At 47.0% G+C, this 19724-nt stretch carries 19 protein-coding genes and 1 other annotated feature; all 19 genes read right to left on the reverse strand.

Annotation, left to right across the window (positions count from 1 at the left end; genetic code table 11):
* Window positions 1-82 precede the first annotated feature (82 nt).
* Entirely contained in the window at window positions 83-2161 is a 2079-nt protein-coding gene (gene fusA, locus M3212_RS16570) for an elongation factor G (protein ID WP_251195087.1), read from the reverse strand.
* Between the two features lie 45 nt (window positions 2162-2206).
* Entirely contained in the window at window positions 2207-2677 is a 471-nt protein-coding gene (gene rpsG, locus M3212_RS16575; RefSeq protein ID WP_251195088.1) for a 30S ribosomal protein S7, read from the reverse strand.
* Window positions 2678-2718: 41 nt separating this feature from the next.
* Complete coding sequence (gene rpsL, locus M3212_RS16580; protein ID WP_251195089.1) at window positions 2719-3138, reverse strand: 30S ribosomal protein S12; 420 nt, start codon at window positions 3136-3138, stop codon at window positions 2719-2721.
* Window positions 3139-3247: 109 nt separating this feature from the next.
* The gene (locus tag M3212_RS16585; RefSeq protein WP_251195090.1) at window positions 3248-3496 is read right to left on the reverse strand and encodes a 50S ribosomal protein L7ae-like protein; all 249 of its coding nucleotides are present in this window, start codon (window positions 3494-3496) and stop codon (window positions 3248-3250) included.
* A gap of 92 nt (window positions 3497-3588) precedes the next feature.
* Window positions 3589-7212, reverse strand: coding sequence for a DNA-directed RNA polymerase subunit beta' (gene rpoC / locus M3212_RS16590; RefSeq protein WP_251195091.1), 3624 nt, complete (start codon window positions 7210-7212; stop codon window positions 3589-3591).
* Window positions 7213-7333: 121 nt separating this feature from the next.
* On the reverse strand, window positions 7334-10867 hold the full coding sequence (gene rpoB / locus M3212_RS16595; protein ID WP_251195092.1) for a DNA-directed RNA polymerase subunit beta: 3534 nt from the start codon (window positions 10865-10867) through the stop codon (window positions 7334-7336).
* A 335-nt stretch (window positions 10868-11202) separates the two neighbouring features.
* The gene (locus M3212_RS16600; RefSeq protein ID WP_251195093.1) at window positions 11203-11805 is read right to left on the reverse strand and encodes a class I SAM-dependent methyltransferase; all 603 of its coding nucleotides are present in this window, start codon (window positions 11803-11805) and stop codon (window positions 11203-11205) included.
* Between the two features lie 160 nt (window positions 11806-11965).
* Window positions 11966-12328, reverse strand: a complete 363-nt coding sequence (rplL, locus tag M3212_RS16605; RefSeq protein WP_251195094.1) for a 50S ribosomal protein L7/L12 — start codon at window positions 12326-12328, stop codon at window positions 11966-11968.
* An 88-nt stretch (window positions 12329-12416) separates the two neighbouring features.
* Window positions 12417-12914, reverse strand: coding sequence for a 50S ribosomal protein L10 (gene rplJ, locus M3212_RS16610; RefSeq protein ID WP_251195095.1), 498 nt, complete (start codon window positions 12912-12914; stop codon window positions 12417-12419).
* Between the two features lie 35 nt (window positions 12915-12949).
* Window positions 12950-13086: a sequence feature (ribosomal protein L10 leader region), on the reverse strand.
* Window positions 13087-13149: 63 nt separating this feature from the next.
* Window positions 13150-13845, reverse strand: coding sequence for a 50S ribosomal protein L1 (gene rplA / locus M3212_RS16615; RefSeq protein ID WP_251195096.1), 696 nt, complete (start codon window positions 13843-13845; stop codon window positions 13150-13152).
* A gap of 97 nt (window positions 13846-13942) precedes the next feature.
* Window positions 13943-14368, reverse strand: coding sequence for a 50S ribosomal protein L11 (gene rplK / locus M3212_RS16620; RefSeq protein ID WP_026673483.1), 426 nt, complete (start codon window positions 14366-14368; stop codon window positions 13943-13945).
* 156 nt (window positions 14369-14524) lie between these two features.
* Window positions 14525-15058, reverse strand: a complete 534-nt coding sequence (gene nusG, locus M3212_RS16625; protein ID WP_251195097.1) for a transcription termination/antitermination protein NusG — start codon at window positions 15056-15058, stop codon at window positions 14525-14527.
* A 141-nt stretch (window positions 15059-15199) separates the two neighbouring features.
* On the reverse strand, window positions 15200-15394 hold the full coding sequence (gene secE, locus M3212_RS16630; RefSeq protein WP_251195098.1) for a preprotein translocase subunit SecE: 195 nt from the start codon (window positions 15392-15394) through the stop codon (window positions 15200-15202).
* A 217-nt stretch (window positions 15395-15611) separates the two neighbouring features.
* Window positions 15612-15866, reverse strand: coding sequence for a 50S ribosomal protein L33 (gene rpmG, locus M3212_RS22425; RefSeq protein WP_434084056.1), 255 nt, complete (start codon window positions 15864-15866; stop codon window positions 15612-15614).
* 28 nt (window positions 15867-15894) lie between these two features.
* Window positions 15895-16551, reverse strand: a complete 657-nt coding sequence (gene sigH, locus M3212_RS16640) for an RNA polymerase sporulation sigma factor SigH (protein ID WP_251195100.1) — start codon at window positions 16549-16551, stop codon at window positions 15895-15897.
* A 79-nt stretch (window positions 16552-16630) separates the two neighbouring features.
* Complete coding sequence (locus M3212_RS16645) at window positions 16631-17140, reverse strand: NYN domain-containing protein (protein WP_251195101.1); 510 nt, start codon at window positions 17138-17140, stop codon at window positions 16631-16633.
* Between the two features lies 1 nt (window position 17141).
* Window positions 17142-17891, reverse strand: coding sequence for a 23S rRNA (guanosine(2251)-2'-O)-methyltransferase RlmB (gene rlmB / locus M3212_RS16650; protein ID WP_251195102.1), 750 nt, complete (start codon window positions 17889-17891; stop codon window positions 17142-17144).
* Window positions 17888-18322, reverse strand: coding sequence for a Mini-ribonuclease 3 (locus M3212_RS16655; RefSeq protein ID WP_251195103.1), 435 nt, complete (start codon window positions 18320-18322; stop codon window positions 17888-17890). The genes rlmB and M3212_RS16655 overlap by 4 nt, the downstream gene beginning before the upstream one ends.
* A gap of 2 nt (window positions 18323-18324) precedes the next feature.
* Window positions 18325-19722 (reverse strand): cysteine--tRNA ligase, encoded by a 1398-nt coding sequence (gene cysS, locus M3212_RS16660; RefSeq protein WP_251195104.1) that lies wholly within the window; start codon window positions 19720-19722, stop codon window positions 18325-18327.
* Window positions 19723-19724 lie beyond the last annotated feature (2 nt).

Below are 19724 nucleotides of genomic sequence, written 5' to 3' on the forward strand. Positions count from 1 at the left end.
TTGAAAGGTGCTTTACCCATTGATAAATATCACCTTTCTTAGCTTACAACAAAATATTACACGAAACAATTAGAAAGAAAAATTATTCTCCTGTTTGTTTCTTAATAATTTCTTCACCGACGCTCTTAGGTACTTCCTCGTAGTGATCGAAGAACATTGTGTATGTTCCGCGGCCTTGTGTACGAGAACGTAATGAAGTTGCATAACCGAACATTTCAGCTAATGGAACGAACGCTTTAACAATTTGAGCGTTTCCGCGAGCTTCCATACCATCAACACGTCCACGGCGGGCTGTAACGTCACCCATTACATCTCCCATGTACTCTTCAGGTACAACAACTTCAACCTTCATAAGCGGCTCAAGAAGAACCGGGTTACATTTTGATTTTGCGTTTTTCACAGCCATTGATGCAGCGATCTTAAACGCCATCTCACTTGAGTCGACATCATGGTAAGAACCATCATAAAGCTTCGCTTTTACATCAATTACCGGATAACCAGCAAGCATTCCGTTCTGCAATGCTTCCTCTACACCCTGCTCAACTGAGTTGATGTATTCACGAGGAACCGCTCCACCGACAACCGCATTTTCGAATTCGAAACCAGCACCTTCTTCGTTAGGGCTGAATTCAATCCAAACGTGACCGAATTGTCCACGTCCACCAGATTGACGAACAAACTTACCTTCAACCTGAGCAGATTGACGAATTGTTTCACGGTAAGATACTTGAGGTGCACCGACATTCGCTTCTACTTTAAACTCACGCTTCATCCGGTCAACGATGATATCAAGGTGAAGTTCACCCATACCAGAAATGATCGTTTGACCAGTCTCTTCGTTTGTTTCAGTACGGAATGTTGGATCCTCTTCAGCCAGCTTCGCCAATGCCATACCCATCTTATCCTGGTCAGCCTTTGACTTAGGCTCAACAGACAAGGAGATAACAGGCTCAGGGAATTGCATGGATTCAAGAATAACAAGATTCTTTTCATCACATAGCGTATCACCGGTTGTTGTATCCTTCAAACCTACAGCCGCCGCAATGTCCCCGGCGTATACTGTTGAGATTTCCTCACGGGAGTTCGCATGCATTTGCAGAATACGACCGACGCGCTCACGCTTGTCTTTCGTCGAATTCTTAACATAAGAACCGGAATTAAGTGTACCTGAGTAAACACGGAAGAACGTCAGCTTACCAACATAAGGATCAGTCATCACCTTAAACGCAAGCGCAGAGAAAGGCGCTTCGTCGCTGGATTCGCGAGTTACTTCTTCATCAGAATCAGGCACAACACCCTTAATCGCAGGAACATCTAAAGGTGATGGAAGGTAGTCAAGAACCGCATCCAGCATCAACTGAACACCTTTGTTCTTAAATGCCGATCCACAAAGCACCGGATAAAATTCTACGTTAACCGTACCTTTACGGATAGCGGCTTTGATTTCATCCTTAGTAAGCTCTTCACCTTCTAAGTATTTCATCATTAATTCTTCATCAAGTTCAGCAACAGCTTCAACTAATGATTCATGAAGCTCCTGTGCCTTGTCTTTGTACTCATCAGGAATCTCTCTTGCATCGGTACGTGTACCAAGGTCATCTTCATAGAAGTATGCAACCATGTCAACAAGATCGATAATTCCGTCAAACTCGTCTTCAGCGCCAATCGGCAATTGAATCGGATGGGCATTTGCCTGAAGTCGGTCACGAAGCGTTCCTACTGAGTAAAGAAAGTCTGCACCCGTTTTGTCCATTTTGTTAATGAAAACAATACGCGGTACACCATATGTGGTTGCTTGACGCCAAACTGTTTCAGTTTGCGGCTCAACCCCAGATTGAGCATCAAGTACTGCGACAGCTCCATCCAATACACGTAAAGAACGTTCTACTTCAACTGTGAAGTCTACGTGTCCAGGTGTATCGATGATGTTAATCCGGTGTCCCTTCCAAGCAGCTGTTGTCGCAGCAGATGTGATCGTGATCCCACGTTCCTGCTCCTGCTCCATCCAGTCCATTTGGGAAGCACCTTCATGCGTTTCACCAATCTTATGGATACGTCCAGTATAAAAAAGTACACGTTCAGTCGTTGTTGTTTTACCGGCATCAATGTGGGCCATGATGCCGATATTACGTGTATCTTTTAAGGAGAACTCTCTTGCCATAGGGTATTTCTCCTTCCTCTTTCGAACATTTTATTTAATAGAATCTTACCAACGGTAGTGAGCAAACGCTTTGTTCGCTTCCGCCATCTTATGCGTATCTTCACGCTTCTTAACCGCTGCACCTGTGTTGTTGGCAGCATCAAGAATTTCATTAGCTAAACGCTCTTCCATCGTTTTTTCTCCACGAAGGCGAGAGTAGTTTACTAACCAGCGAAGTCCTAATGTCGTACGACGTTCAGGCTTTACTTCAATCGGCACTTGGTAGTTTGCACCACCGACACGACGAGCTTTAACTTCAAGAACAGGCATAATGTTCTTAAGCGCTTGGTCAAACACTTCCATCGGATCGTTTCCACTGCGCTCTTTCACTAGTTCAAAAGCGTTATATAGAATCGTTTGCGCGACACCGCGCTTTCCATCAACCATAATACGGTTAATTAAACGAGTGACAAGCTTGGAATTATAAATAGGATCTGGTAATACATCGCGACGGGCGACTGGTCCTTTACGAGGCATTGTTTCCCCTCCTTTCAACATTTAAACCGAATTTTTTTAGATTACTTCTTTTCCTTTGGACGCTTCGTACCGTACTTAGAACGGCCTTGCATGCGGTTTTGAACACCCGCAGTATCAAGAGCGCCACGTACGATATGGTAACGTACCCCCGGTAAATCCTTTACACGTCCACCACGGATAAGAACGACACTGTGCTCTTGCAAGTTGTGGCCGATACCCGGAATGTAAGCTGTTACCTCAATTTGGTTCGTTAAACGAACACGCGCATATTTACGAAGAGCTGAGTTCGGCTTCTTCGGTGTCATCGTACCAACACGCGTACAAACACCACGCTTCTGTGGAGATGAAAGATCTGTCTGCACCTTTTTAAAGCTGTTAAAGCCTTTGTTAAGTGCTGGAGAGTCAGACTTCTTCACTTTAGCGACGCGTCCTTTACGAATTAACTGATTAATTGTAGGCATGTTATTTTCCTCCTCTCTCTCAATTGTTAAGACCACCGATCCTGGTGGTTCATCGCTAGGCAAAAGGAAAATTTTTGCCAGACGGCTTGCGCCGAATGGCAAAAATCGATCACTTTTTTAAAGCGACAGCAGCTGCGCTAACTTCAATGCCGCAAGCTTTTCCAAGCTTCTTCATTGAGTCAACATATACAAGTGGTATATTCTTGGTTTTCGCTAATGCTTCAACTTTGTAAATTACTCGGTACTCTGCATCAATCGCGATTATGACCTCAGAAACAATACCCTCATCAAGCGCCTTAAGCGTTTGTTTCGTACCTATAATTAGGTCATCAGCCTGTAAAACTTTTTCATAAGACATAAATCATCCTCCAAAGCAACAGGTAGTATCTTAGGCACACTTTGATATCTTATCATCCTCATATGCCAGTGTCAACATCTCTTCAAAGAATTTTATTCGTGAGTGAGAACCTCATCAGCAACTGGAGCTTCTACCTCTTCCACCGCCTGTTCATCATACTTCGAATAAATGTTCAGATCGCGGTAGCGGGACATACCCGTTCCAGCCGGAACAAGCTTACCGATGATGACATTTTCCTTCAGGCCGAGAAGCTCATCGCGCTTCCCTTTGATCGCGGCATCTGTCAACACGCGCGTCGTTTCCTGGAAGGAAGCGGCTGACAAGAATGAATCGGTTTCGAGCGATGCTTTCGTAATACCGAGTAATACCGGCTTACCCGTCGCCGGACGCTTCTTCTCCAGCAGCACCTTCTTGTTCTCATCATTAAACTGTTGAATTTCGATAAGGGAACCAGGAAGCACAGTCGTTTCACCGGCATCGACAACACGGACTTTGCGAAGCATCTGTCTGACCATTACTTCAACGTGCTTATCACCGATTTCCACCCCTTGCATCCGGTATACTTTCTGCACTTCACGCAGCAAGTACTCCTGAACCTCGTTCATCCCTTTCACCTTCAACAATTCCTTCGGATCGATCGAGCCCTCTGTAAGTGGCTGTCCTGACTCGATGATGTCGCCGACTGCGACCTTGAGACGCGCTCCATACGGAATCGTATAGCTCTTCGTCTCCATCTCGCTTTTGATCATGACTTCGCGCTTGTCACCATCTTTAAAGTCGATAACTTCACCATCAATTTCCGAAATGACTGCCTGCCCTTTCGGATTACGCGCTTCAAAAATCTCCTGAATACGCGGTAGACCCTGGGTAATATCGTCTCCGGCTACCCCACCGGTATGGAACGTACGCATTGTAAGCTGTGTTCCCGGCTCCCCGATGGATTGGGCAGCGATAATTCCAACTGCCTCCCCAACTTCGACATCGCTTCCTGTCGCCAGGTTGCGGCCGTAGCACTTCTTACAAACGCCGTGACGCGTGTCGCATGTGAAGACGGAACGAATCATCACGTCTTCAATACCGGCGTCAACAATTTGTTTCGCGATATCCTCGACGATCAGCTCATTCTTTCGAATTAACACTTCGCCTGTTTCAGGATGCTTAAGCGTCTTAAAGGCAACACGGCCGACAAGACGGTCGTACAAGCCTTCAATAACTTCATTGCCTTCCTTGATCGCTTTCACTTCTAATCCGCGGTCTGTGCCACAATCATCCTCACGGACAATAACATCCTGGGCAACATCGACAAGGCGGCGAGTCAGATAACCTGAATCGGCTGTCTTCAGAGCTGTATCGGCAAGACCTTTCCGCGCACCGTGCGTGGAAATAAAGTACTCCAATACAGTTAGCCCTTCACGGAAGCTTGATTTGATCGGAAGCTCGATAATCCGTCCTGACGGGTTGGCCATCAAGCCACGCATTCCAGCAAGCTGAGTGAAGTTCGAGGCGTTACCACGGGCTCCGGAATCACTCATCATGAAGATCGGGTTACTTGTATCAAGCGTCCCCATCAGCTTATTCTGAATAACATCCTTCGCTTCACTCCAGACGGAAATAACGCGGTCATAACGCTCTTCTTCCGTGATCAAACCACGTCTGAACTGCTTGAGAATCTTTTCGACCTTCTGTTCTGCCTCTTCCAAAATTTCTTTTTTCTCAGCAAGAACGACAATATCAGCTACCCCGACGGTGATCCCCGCCTTCGTAGAGTACTTAAAGCCAAGATCCTTCATCCGGTCAAGCATTTTTGACGTTTCGGCAATCGCGAATTTCTTAAATACTTCCGCAATAATATTACCGAGGAAGCCCTTCTTAAATGGCGGAACGAGCTCACTGTTTGCAAAGTGTTCCTTCACATCGGCTGAGCTGGAAATCAGATATTTATCCGGTGTCGCAATTTCAAGGTTCGACATTGTCGGCTCATTCACATATGGGAATGTCTCCGGCAAGATCTCATTAAAAATCAGCTTCCCTACGGTCGTAAGCAACAGCTTATCTACCTGATCCTCACGGAATGTCGTCTTTCCAAGAGAAGCGACTGGGATTGCAACACGGCTGTGCAAGTGCACATACCCGTTCTGATAAGCAATCAATGCTTCATTCGTATCTTTAAAGATCGACCCTTCGCCTAACGCGCCTTTACGCTCAAGCGTTAAGTAGTAGTTACCAAGAACCATATCCTGAGACGGTGTAACAACCGGCTTCCCGTCCTTCGGATTCAAAATGTTCTGTGCGGCAAGCATCAAGATACGAGCTTCGGCCTGCGCTTCAGCTGAAAGCGGGACGTGGACGGCCATTTGGTCACCGTCAAAGTCCGCATTATACGCTGTACATACAAGCGGGTGCAGTTTAATCGCGCGCCCTTCAACAAGGATTGGCTCAAACGCCTGAATACCGAGTCTGTGAAGGGTAGGGGCACGGTTTAACAGAACCGGATGCTCGCGGATGACTTCCTCAAGCACGTCCCATACCTCAGGCTGGATTCGTTCGACCTTGCGTTTTGCGCTCTTGATGTTATGAGCGAGTCCTTTACTGACAAGCTCTTTCATTACAAATGGCTTAAACAGCTCTAACGCCATTTCTTTCGGTAGCCCACATTGGTACATCTTAAGGTTCGGTCCTACAACGATTACCGAACGGCCTGAATAGTCAACACGCTTCCCTAACAGGTTTTGACGGAAGCGTCCCTGCTTCCCTTTCAGCATATGTGAAAGTGATTTAAGCGGACGGTTCCCCGGTCCCGTTACTGGCCGGCCGCGACGACCGTTATCAATCAACGCATCGACCGCTTCCTGAAGCATACGCTTCTCATTCTGCACAATAATGTTCGGCGCCCCTAAATCAAGCAGACGCTTCAGACGATTGTTACGGTTAATCACACGACGGTATAAATCATTTAAGTCAGATGTAGCAAAGCGTCCGCCATCAAGCTGAACCATCGGGCGAAGCTCAGGCGGGATGACAGGAAGAACATCTAAGACCATCCAGGATGGTTCGTTGCCGGAGTTCCGGAAAGCTTCCAACACTTCGAGGCGCTTAATCGCTCGTGTCCGGCGCTGTCCTTGAGCAGTAATCAGCTCCTCTTTCAGCAGACCGACTTCTTTTTCAAGGTCGATATCAGCGAGCAGCTTGCGGATCGCCTCTGCCCCCATTTGTGCGGTAAAAGAGCGGCCATACTTGTCACGGTACGTCCGGTATTCCTTTTCGGAAAGCAGTTGCTTCTTCTCTAACGGCGTATCACCTGGATCTGTGACGACGTAAGAAGCGAAATAAATAATTTCCTCCAACGAACGAGGAGACATATCAAGTACAAGACCCATCCGGCTAGGGATGCCTTTGAAGTACCAAATATGTGATACAGGCGCGGCAAGCTCGATATGACCCATACGTTCACGGCGAACCTTGGCACGTGTTACCTCAACGCCACAACGATCACAGACGACCCCTTTATAACGGACACGCTTGTATTTACCGCAATGGCATTCCCAGTCCTTTTGCGGTCCGAAAATACGCTCACAGAAAAGACCATCCTTTTCCGGCTTTAATGTTCGGTAGTTAATGGTTTCAGGCTTTTTAACTTCCCCTCTTGACCAAGAACGAATTTTGTTCGGTGAAGCGAGGCCGATTTTCATATATTCAAAGTTATTTACATCTAACAAGGGGCTTACCTCCCTTTTGTTTTCCATGACTTATTCAACCAAGTAATGTCTGTAACGATCAAAGAGGGCAGAAAGCTGGAGGGAACCAGCTTACACCAGCTCCCAACCACTTCATTTCGAGCTATACTTTTGATTCGAAGTTAAGATTCAGCTTTTCGCTCGTCTGATCCTCTTCGTCATCAAGCTCCCTCATTTCAATTTCTTCTTCATTGCTCGACAGCATCTTGACGTCCATACCGAGTGATTGAAGCTCCTTAATCAGAACCTTAAACGATTCCGGCACTCCAGGCTCAGGTACATTTTCCCCTTTGACAATCGCTTCGTATGTTTTCACACGTCCGACGACGTCATCGGATTTGACGGTAAGAATTTCCTGCAATGTATAAGCCGCGCCGTATGCTTCGAGCGCCCATACTTCCATCTCTCCAAAACGCTGTCCGCCAAATTGAGCCTTCCCGCCCAACGGCTGTTGCGTAACAAGAGAATAAGGTCCTGTTGAACGGGCATGAAGCTTATCATCGACCATGTGGGCAAGCTTGATCATATACATGATCCCGACCGATACACGGTTATCAAACGGCTCACCTGTCCGTCCGTCGTAAAGCACGGTTTTCCCATCACGGGCCAGACCGGCTTCTTCCAGTGTATCCCACACATCATCCTCAGTCGCCCCGTCAAAAACAGGAGAAGCAACATGAATGCCAAGCTTACGCGCCGCCATACCGAGGTGAAGCTCAAGTACCTGACCGATGTTCATCCGCGAAGGTACCCCAAGTGGGTTCAGCATGATATCGATTGGTGTTCCATCTGGCAGATATGGCATATCCTCTTCCGGAAGAATACGGGAGATAACCCCCTTGTTTCCGTGACGACCGGCCATTTTATCGCCTTCATGGATTTTACGCTTCTGAACAATATAGACACGGACAAGCTGATTGACACCTGGAGGAAGCTCATCGCCATCTTCACGGTTGAAAATCTTCACATCAAGAACAATCCCGTCACCGCCGTGAGGTGCACGCAATGACGTATCACGAACCTCGCGCGCCTTCTCGCCGAAAATCGCATGGAGCAGTCGCTCTTCAGCGGTAAGCTCCGTCACTCCTTTTGGCGTTACCTTACCGACGAGGATGTCGCCATCCTTCACTTCAGCCCCGACGCGGATAATGCCGCGTTCATCGAGGTTTTTCAACGCATCTTCCCCAACGTTCGGGATGTCGCGCGTAATCTCTTCAGGCCCAAGCTTTGTATCACGGGCTTCTGATTCATATTCTTCAATATGAACCGATGTATACACATCGTCTTTTACAAGACGTTCACTTAAAATAATCGCATCCTCATAGTTATAGCCATCCCACGTCATGAAGCCGACAAGGACATTCCGTCCAAGCGCCATCTCGCCTTTTTCCATCGAAGGACCATCGGCAAGAATTTCACGCTTCTCGACGACGTCGCCTTCAGAAACGATAGGACGCTGGTTGTAGCTTGTTCCCTGGTTCGAGCGGACAAACTTTTGCAGGCGGTACTTATCAAGATCGCCTTTGACTTCCTTACCATCAACTTCTTCAAGACGACGGACCCAGATTTCCTTCGCTGTTACACGCTCGACGATTCCTTTCGTCTTTGAAACAATCGCCGCCCCTGAATCCTTCGCTGAAACGTGCTCCATTCCCGTTCCGACGATCGGCGCTTCCGGTACAAGCAATGGAACTGCCTGCCGCTGCATGTTCGCCCCCATCAGTGCACGGTTTGAGTCATCATTTTCGAGGAACGGAATACATGAAGTCGCGGCCGATACGACCTGCTTCGGTGATACATCCATGTAATCAAGACGCTCACGCGGCACGACCGTGTTTTCCCCGCGGAAACGGGCAATAATATTCTCATCGACAAAAGATCCGTCTTCAGCTAAACGGGCATTCGCCTGAGCGACAACGTAGTTATCCTCTTCGTCCGCTGTTAAGTAATCAATTTGCGAAGTAACCTTTCCTGTGTCAGGATCAACACGACGGTAAGGTGTTTCCATAAAGCCGAATTCATTGACCTTCGCGTAAGAAGAAAGCGAGTTGATCAGACCGATATTCGGACCTTCCGGCGTTTCAATCGGGCACATCCGGCCGTAGTGAGAATAGTGGACGTCACGAACTTCAAAGCCGGCACGCTCTCTCGTTAAACCACCCGGTCCAAGCGCTGAAAGACGACGCTTATGTGTCAATTCAGCTAACGGGTTCGTTTGGTCCATAAATTGTGAAAGCTGCGAGCTGCCGAAGAACTCCTTGATTGAGGCGATCACCGGACGAATATTGATCAGTGCCTGCGGCGTGATCATATTAGGGTCCTGAATCGACATGCGTTCCCGCACAACACGTTCCATCCGTGACAACCCGATCCGGAACTGGTTCTGCAAAAGCTCACCGACAGAACGGAGGCGGCGATTACCGAGATGATCAATATCATCAGTATCACCAACACCGTGCAGCAGATTAAAGAAATAGTTAATGGAAGCAATGATATCAGCCGGTGTAATATGCTTCACATCGCGCTCGACCATCGCGTTTCCAATAACGCGGATTGTTTTTTCGCCATCGTGGTCTTCCGGTGAGTAAATAAGGATCGACTGCAACTCGATCTCCGCATCCTCGACAACCCCACCTGAAGCCCGAACATGTCTGAAGCCGACATTATTTTCGAGATATGGCAAAATACGATCCAATGTCCGGCGGTCAAGTAGCGTTCCTTCTTCGGCAATCACTTCACCTGTTTCCGGATCTACCAATGTTTCAGCCAAGCGCTGATTAAACAACCGGTTTTTTATATGAAGCTTCTTATTAATTTTATAACGGCCCACATTGGCTAAATCATAGCGCTTCGGATCAAAAAAGCGTGATTCCAGCAAGCTTTTTGCATTATCAACTGTAGGCGGTTCTCCGGGACGAAGGCGCTCGTAGATTTCCAGAAGCGCTTTTTCCGTACCGTCCGTATTATCCTTTTCAAGTGAATTACGAAGGTACTCATCTTCTCCCAATAAATCAATGATCTCTTGATCAGATCCAAAACCTAACGCACGCAAAAGAACCGTCACAGGGATTTTTCTGGTGCGGTCTATACGAACATAAACGATATCCTTGGCATCTGTCTCCAGCTCCAGCCAAGCCCCACGATTCGGGATGACCGTAGCAGTAAAGCCCTTCTTACCGTTCTTATCCGTTTTTTCACTGTAATAGACACTAGGTGAACGAACAAGCTGAGAAACAATAACACGCTCGGCTCCGTTGATCACGAACGTTCCTGTTTCTGTCATCAGCGGGAAATCTCCCATGAAGACTTCTTGCTCTTTTACTTCCCCAGTTTCCTTGTTAATGAGACGAACCTTAACCCGAAGTGGAGCTGCATAGGTCACATCGCGCTCCTTTGATTCATCAACCGGGTACTTTGGCTCTCCTAGACTATAGTCTATAAACTCTAAAACCAAGTTCCCCGTAAAATCTTGGATTGGAGAAATATCCTGAAACATTTCCCTCAGGCCCTCATCAAGAAACCACTGGTAGGAGGCTGTTTGAATTTCAATCAAATTCGGCAGCTCCAACACTTCATTAATTCTTGCATAGCTTCTCCGCTGGCGGTGGCGTCCATACTGAACTAGTTGACCTGTCAACTGATTCACCCCTCAAATCTCGCGTTATAGTATCTAAAAATGCATCACACCCGTCCCCTATAGAAGAGCAAAACCGGATGACACACTTTTATAGATTGAGCAAAACCTTTAAAACCGTGCAAGGCAGCAGAAGAACGTCGTAACTTTCTATCTAACCACCAAAAAGAAAACGGGTTTTCGTCAACCAATTTTCTTATTCGACCATTCGATTATTTCAGTATAACCACTTTTCCACATCGTTATTCAACAATTCCCACTTGACATTTGCCAAAATGATGATCTAAAAATAGGTAGTTATACGCATTAAATAACAATACCACAAAAGAAAGGCTCGGTCAAACTTTTTTTGCTTTTATAATAAAGTAACCCTTTTTCTTCTCAACAATCTCCACTTCGGCAAAAAGAGTCTTTACTTTTTCAAGCGCGGATGGCGCTCCTTGCTTTTTTTGAATCACTATCCACAGTTCTCCACCCGGCTGAAGATGCCGCTCCGCCTGCTCAAAGATAAGATGAACGGTTTTTTTACCGGCGCGGATCGGCGGATTCGTTACAATCGCGGCAAAGTCGCGCTTTTCCACCCGGCTAAAGCCGTCACTCTCATAAATGAGACAGTTTTCAACCTGGTTTTCTTCGCTATTCTTTTTCGCCAATTCAAGCGCTCTTTCATTGACATCGATCATATGAACAACTCGGCTTTCATCCTCTTTGGCGAGCGTCAGGCCGATCGGTCCATACCCGCAACCGACATCGAGAAGATCTCCAGCCTGCTCCGGAAAGGAAAAGGCCTCAATTAACAGCCTGCTGCCAAAATCGACCTCTCTTTTAGAGAACACACCACTGTCCGAAAAGAAATGTAGCTTACGACCGCGAAGCTCAAAGCTCCACTTCCTTTCCGCGCTTTCGACAGAGGGTTTCTTTGAGTAATAATGTTCCGACATCCCTTCCTCACTCCTTTCAATGAGAAAGACGCCATAGACGTCTTTTCTTTGAAGCGGCGCGCGCAGCCGCCCCCCTTTCCCGAATGAACACGGACACGTTTATACTTTTTGATGTTTAAAAAAAGGACCCGCTTGCCGCGAGCCCTTTTTCCACTATCGATTACTTAAGTTCAACAGAAGCGCCTGCTTCTTCAAGCTTAGCTTTCATTTCTTCAGCTTCTTCTTTCGCTACGCCTTCTTTGATTGGAGCTGGAGCACCGTCAACAAGTGCTTTTGCTTCCTTAAGACCAAGGCCAGTGATTTCACGTACAGCCTTGATAACGTTGATTTTAGATCCGCCAGCAGATTCTAAAATAACGTCGAATTCAGATTGCTCAGCACCGCCAGCGTCTCCGCCGCCTGCAGCTACAGCAACTGGAGCAGCAGCTGTTACTCCGAATTCTTCTTCGATTGCCTTAACAAGGTCATTTAGTTCTAAAACTGTCATTTCTTTAATCGCTTCAATGATTTGATCTTTACTCATGATAAATCCTCCCTATTTCGTTTTTTTAAAGTATCTTACTAGCTCACGTATCTTAAACCCGGCGTTACACCGGGCGGGTCAACATACATTAAGCGCCTTGCTCTTCCTTCTGATCCGCAACGGCTTTTGTCGCCAATGCAAAGTTGCGCATTGGAGCTTGAAGCACGCTGAGAAGCATAGATAGAAGTCCTTCGCGTGATGGTAGCTCAGCAAGAGCCTTGATTTCTTCCACGCTTGTGATGCGGCCTTCGATGACACCAGCTTTGATTTCAAGAGCTTCGTGTTCTTTCGCAAAGCTGTTAAGAACCTTCGCAGGAGCAACAACATCTTCATCGCTAAATGCGATTGCCGTTGGACCAACAAGCTGTGCATCCAGCTCAGAAAGGTTTGCCTCAGCTGTTGCGCGGCGCGCAAGTGTGTTCTTGTATACCTTGAACTCGACTCCAGCCTCACGAAGCTGCTTACGAAGCTCAGTTACTTCTGCAACATTCAGTCCGCGGTAATCGACAACAATCGTCGCTTTGCTTGCATTAAGCTTTGCAGCGATATCAGCTACAACCTGTTTTTTCTGTTCTAATACGCTCATCCTTACACCTCCCATAGTTTTATCCATACCGTCCGAAAAGCATGTAAAAAGCCCTCATGCAGACATGAGGGCAGACAAACACAGAGTTGTTCTTCTGTATCTATTGCTTACCTCGGTAGGAAGTTTAAGCGGTGTACGCCCCTACTGTCTACGGTATGACATTTTATTTTGACGCACCCGTATCAGGCACTCTTAAGAGTATATACAGGGTACAGGAAAAAGTCAATCGTTTGTTTTATTTGGCAAATGCAGATGCATTGACGCGAATACCAGGCCCCATTGTTGAAGCAATCGCAACGTTTTTCATGTACGTTCCTTTTGCTGCAGCAGGCTTCACCTTCACAAGCGTCTCAATGATCGTTTTCAAGTTTTCAGCAAGCTTCGCTGATTCAAATGAAACTTTACCAATCGGCACGTGGATGTTACCGGCTTTATCAACACGGTACTCTACTTTACCAGCCTTGATTTCATTGACAGCCTTCTCTACGTCGAAGGTAACTGTTCCTGTTTTCGGGTTTGGCATTAAGCCTTTCGGTCCGAGTACCCGGCCGAGCTTACCAACTTGAGCCATCATATCAGGAGTCGCAACGATCACATCAAACTCGAACCAACCTTGGTTGATTTTGTTAATAAGATCTTCTTCTCCTACATAATCAGCGCCAGCCGCTTCAGCTTCCTTCGCTTTATCGCCTTTCGCAAATACAAGGACGCGTTGTGTTTTACCAGTTCCGTTAGGCAGAACAACAGCGCCACGAATTTGTTGATCGGCTTTCTTAGGGTCAACCCCAAGGCGAACAGCCACTTCGACTGTTTCGTCAAATTTAGCTGTAGCTGTTTTCTTCACTAACTCAATTGCTTCTTCAACTTGATAAACCGTATCGCGGTCAACAAGCTTAAGAGCTTCTTGATACTTTTTACCTTTTTTAGCCATGCTATTTCCTCCTCGATTGTGGTTTTAGCGGTAGTACCTCCCACTTATGAAAGGTTGCGACCCCAGATTAGGGTGCAACCTCCAAGAAACTTACCAATTAGTCTTCAATCACAATACCCATGCTGCGAGCAGTACCTTCTACCATACGCATAGCGGATTCAACATTCGCTGCGTTTAGATCAGGCATCTTCGTTTCAGCAATTTCGCGCACCTTATCACGCTTTACTGTCGCAACTTTATTGCGGTTTGGTTCACCAGAACCCGACTCGATTCCAGCAGCCTTCTTAAGAAGAACCGCAGCTGGCGGAGTTTTCGTGATGAATGTAAACGAACGGTCTTCAAATACCGTAATTTCTACCGGGATGATAAGACCCGCTTGGTCTGAAGTACGAGCGTTAAATTCCTTACAGAAACCCATGATATTCACACCTGCTTGACCTAATGCAGGACCTACCGGTGGCGCCGGGTTTGCTTTCCCAGCAGGAATTTGCAATTTAACCATTTTAATTACCTTTTTAGCCACGTGACACACCTCCTTAGTCCGTGATGTGGTTATCGGGCGTTTGTCACCCTCCCACTCAAAAAACGGATGCACTCATGCACCCGATGGCTCATGTAATGAAACCATATCAAACATGAAGATTTTATCACCTTCGCTGTCAGATATCAAGTTATTTCACTAAATCTTTTCAACTTGATTAAAATCAAGCTCCACCGGAGTCTCACGGCCAAACATATTGACGTGGACTTTCAGCTTCTGCTTATCCATTTGAATTTCCTCAATCGAGCCGACAAAATTAGCAAATGGGCCTTCCTTCACTTTAACAGATTCCTTGAGCTCAAAGTCAACCTCGGCCTTCGGCTGCTCAACGCCCATCTGCTTCAGAATCGCTTCCACTTCCTCTTCCAGCAATGGCGTCGGCTTGGAACCAGCTCCGGCCGAACCAACAAACCCGGTTACTCCCGGTGTGTTCCGAACTACATACCAGGAATCATCCGTCATCACCATTTCTACAATGACATACCCTGGAAAAACTTTCTTTGAAACCGTTTTTGATTTCCCGTTTTTCACTTCTGTCTCTTCTTCCACCGGAACAAGGACACGGAAGATCTTATCGGTCATTTCCATTGATTCCAGACGCTTTTCCAAGTTTGTCTTTACCTTATTTTCATAGCCTGAATACGTGTGAACCACATACCAATTTTTTTCCATGTTATCTAGGACGGTGTTGTCCTTCCCTCCTCTATGCTATAAGAAAATCGCATTGCGCCTTTTCTTAGAAGCGTTATACGAAGCCGGCGATCTTCCCCGGATCAACCTGCAAAAGTTACTCAACCAAGCTTACGCCAGACATTATCCGAGCAGGACACGAACAAGTTCGGAAATACCGTAATCAATAATGGCAAAGAACACAGAAATAAAAGCTACCGTACCGATAACAACCAACGTATAACGAGTCAGTTCCTTGCGCGTAGGCCAAGACACTCGTTTCATTTCCTGAACGACATCACGTAAAAACTTTCCAATACCCTTCACTCCGCCAGCCACGGCTTGACACCTCCAGCACCAATCAATATAGACAAACAAGCTCTTATCTATTCGAAATCAGCATTTGTTTTTTAGTTTTTGACAAAAAAGTAACTTCACACACAACATGTCCAAGGTTTAAAACCGTTCAATGAGAAAGAAACTCATCGAACGGTCTACTCATTTTCCGACAGACCATTACCGGCTATATGCCAGTGATTCGGACGCTCCCGCCCGATCACTTTGTTTCACGATGAAGGGTGTGTTCCTGACAGCTCTTGCAGAACTTTTTCACTTCAATACGGGCAGGGCTGGATTGCTTATTTTTTTCGGTTGAATAGTTGCGTGAATGACAAACCTCACAAGCTAGTACCACCTTACTCCGCATCTTGCACCTCCAGCGCATCTTCAAATACACACACTCTTTCACTCTATCACAGGGGAAGGAGGGTGTCAAATGTCCCAAAACCGGGGAAATAAGAAAAAGCGGCATCTATCAACATCTTTAGACGCCGCTTTTTTTACGTTAAGGAAACCCCTTTGAGCTCTACATAACGCTCGAGTTTCCGTTTTACCCGCTGCAAGGCATTATCAATTGATTTGACATGGCGATTCAAGTCCACCGAGATCTCCTGGTACGACCGGCCATCGAGATATAAGGTGAGTACCTGTCGCTCCAGATCGCTAAGAAGTTCACCCATCTTCAATTCAATATCTTCAAATTCTTCCTGGTTGATCAACAGCTCTTCTGGATTGGTGACGCGTGTTCCGCAAATGACATCTAGCAGGGTCCGGTCTGACTCTTCATCATACAATGGCTTGTCCAATGAGACATACGAGTTTAACGGAATATGCTTCTGCCGCGTCGCCGTCTTAATGGCCGTAATGATTTGCCGTGTAATACACAGTTCAGCAAATGCTTTAAAAGAAGACAGCTTATCCCCGTTAAAATCACGGACAGCTTTATACAGGCCGATCATTCCTTCTTGAACAATATCTTCATGGTCAGCCCCTATTAAAAAATAAGATCTAGCTTTAGCACGAACGAAATTCTTGTATTTGTTAATTAAAAATTCAAGCGCGGCGCTGTCCCCATTTCTTACAAACATGACCAAATCGTCGTCATTCACTTTGTCATAACTCGGCTTAAATACGGTTTCTTGAAGGTCTATGCTCACGACAATCCCTCCGACCTTTGCTGTTGTCTCCATTATACGAACATTATATAGCACAGTTTTCCAGCAGGTCAACCACACATCAGCGCTCTCGACGCCATCTTTCAAAAATTTCAGCCATTTCATCGGTAAGCGGAATTTTTGTCGAATGCTGCTTTTTTCGAGTTTTTTCGACTTCCTTGTCTATCCCTTTCTCAATGACCTCCATTTCAATTAGCAGCTCCCGTGCCGACTTCCGCAAAGCCCCACTGCCAAATGTTAAGGATTGCTCCATGAAGTCTGAGGTGGCGACATGAATTCGCGTATCAATTCTTTTCAAGTCATGGACGAGCTTTTCAATTCGTTCATCAGCCGTTTCATTTTTCCTTGTGTAGATCACATCAATGCGGTGATGATATTCCTTCTTCCCGCTTCCTTGCACCATGTGGGCATCAAACACGACTTTCACCCGATAGCCGGTATAAGCCTGATACTCAGCCAGCATCTCCACAAGGCGGTCCCGCGCCAGACCAAGATCCTTATCCTTCAAAGCGCGCAGCTCCGGCCATGCCCCGATCATGTTGTAGCCGTCCACGAGCAGAATATCTTTCATGCTAGGATCGACCCACTTGATTACGTCTCCGGTACACTTCATACATCAGCAGGCTTGCCGCCACAGAAGCATTTAAAGACGTTACATGTCCGACCATCGGAATCCGAATCAGAAAATCGCATTTTTCCTTGATCAGACGGCTAATCCCTTTGCCCTCACTCCCGATTACAAGGCCAATTGGCATATCGAAAGCGGCCTGGCGGTAATCCTCGGTCCCCTTTGCATCTGTGCCGGCAAACCATAAGCCCCGCTTCTTTAAATCCTCCATCGTCCGTGCCAAATTCGTCACCCGTACAACCGGTACATATTCAATCGCGCCTGTTGAAGCTTTGGCGACAACCTGCGTCAATCCGACAGCCCGCCGTTTCGGGATAATGACCCCATGAGCCCCGGCCGCATCAGCCGTACGGAGAATCGACCCTAAATTATGAGGGTCCTCCACTTCATCCAATAAGAGAAAAAATGGCTCCTCCCCTTTTTGCTCGGCCGCTGCAAACAAGTCATCGATTTCGGCATACTCGTAAGCGGCAACTGAAGCCACGACTCCCTGATGATTGTCGCTGTCCACAAGCTGCGCCAGCTTTTGCTTCGGTGCATGCTGCACGAGGACGCCGCGCTCCTTGGCGAGCTGCAGCACCTTTGTCATCTGCCCCTTCTGCGAACCTTCCGCCAGCCAAATTTTATTGATCGCATGGCCTGACTTAAGGGCTTCAATCACGGGATTTTTTCCAATGATAAATTCTTGCGTCATCGAGGTGCTCCTTTCTCATCTTCTGATTCTTGTTCAATGAACGCCACCGCTTTTTTCATCAGTTCATCAAGCCGGCTTTGTCTATCGTGTACATATAAATAGCCAAGCAAAGCCTCAAAGCCGGTCGAATAACGATACGTGTTCAAGTCGGTATTCTTTGGAATCGAGCCTGACTTTGCATTGCGGCCCCGCTTAAAGACCGCTTCTTCTTCTTCTGAGAATTCCTCCTGCTCAAGCATGCGGCGCACGACCGCGGCCTGTGCCTTCGCCGAGACAAAGCGTGTCGCCTCTAGATGAAGGCGCTGTGGCCGTACGGTCCCTTTCGCGATTAAATAATAGCGAATATACATGTCGAGCACCGCATCCCCCATATAAGCGAGGGCGAGGGCATTCAGTTGCTTAAAATCGGTCGCTGTTTCAATTAATTTCATTCCTATCCCCGCTTCCAGCGCACACCTTGAGCTGTATCTTCCAATATAATGCCCTGCTCCTTCAGCTCGTCGCGAATTTGGTCCGCCAAGGCGAAATTCCGTTGCTTGCGCGCCTCATTGCGTTGCTCGATCAAGGCTTCGATTTCATCATCGAGCAATTCACTCTCGGTATGCAGGCTAAGGCCAAGCACATCGGCGAACTCCTGGAACTGATCAAGGAAGGCCGTAAGTACTTTTACCGATGTTTTATCCTCGCGAAGGTAGCGGTTGGCTTCCTTTGCTAAATCAAACAATACGGCAATTCCGTTTGCGCTGTTAAAGTCATCATCCATCTCAACAATAAAACGCTGCTTTAATGCCTCAATCCGTTCAAGCCACTCACCCGCTTCGCCGAAGTCGGCCGACTCCTTGCGCCGGTGCTCCAGGCTGGTTACGGCAGTTTTCAACCGCTCAAGGCCGCTTTTTGCCCCTTCAAGCAGCTCATCGCTAAAATTAATCGGACTGCGGTAGTGGGCGGTCAGCATGAAAAAGCGGACAACCTCTGCAGAATGCTGTCGAATAATTTCATTAGCCAAGACGAAATTCCCGAGCGATTTCGACATTTTTTCGTTATTAATATTGATAAAACCGTTATGCATCCAATAATGAGCCATCGGCTTTCCAGTCAATGCCTCCGATTGCGCAATCTCATTTTCATGATGAGGGAAAGCAAGATCCTGCCCGCCGGCGTGAATATCAATCGTATCTCCCAAATATTTTTTGACCATGGCGGAGCATTCAATATGCCAGCCCGGACGGCCTTCTCCCCATGGACTTTCCCACGAAATCTCGCCTTCCTTTGCCGCCTTCCATAAGACGAAATCGAGCGAGTCCTCTTTGCGCTCATCCACCTCGATCCGCGCCCCCGACCGTAAATCCTCAATTGATTGCGAGGAAAGCTTGCCGTACCCGTCAAACTTTCTCGTCCGGAAATAAACATCGCCGCCCGCTTCATAGGCGTAGCCTTTTTCGATTAATGTCGCGATAAAGGTAATGATTTCCGGGATTGTCTCTGTGACGCGCGGATGGAGGTCGGCTTTCCGGACGCCAAGCGCACAGGTGTCGTGATGGTACGCCTCAATAAAGCGATTGGCAACCGCAAAAACATCCTCGCCAAGCTCATGGGCAGCGCGAATAATTTTATCATCAACATCGGTAAAATTAGAGATGAATGTCACCTCATAGCCGCGATACTCCAAATAACGGCGAACCATATCATAAACGATCGGCGGTCGCGCATTCCCGATGTGAATGTAATTGTAAACGGTTGGTCCGCAAACATACATTTTTACCTTGCCCTCTTCAAGCGGCGTGAACGGTTCTTTTTTCTTCGTTAAACTATTATAAATATGGATTGCCATCC

Source organism: Halalkalibacter oceani (genome assembly GCF_023715705.1).
GTDB classification, from domain to species: domain Bacteria; phylum Bacillota; class Bacilli; order Bacillales; family Bacillaceae_D; genus Halalkalibacter; species Halalkalibacter oceani_A.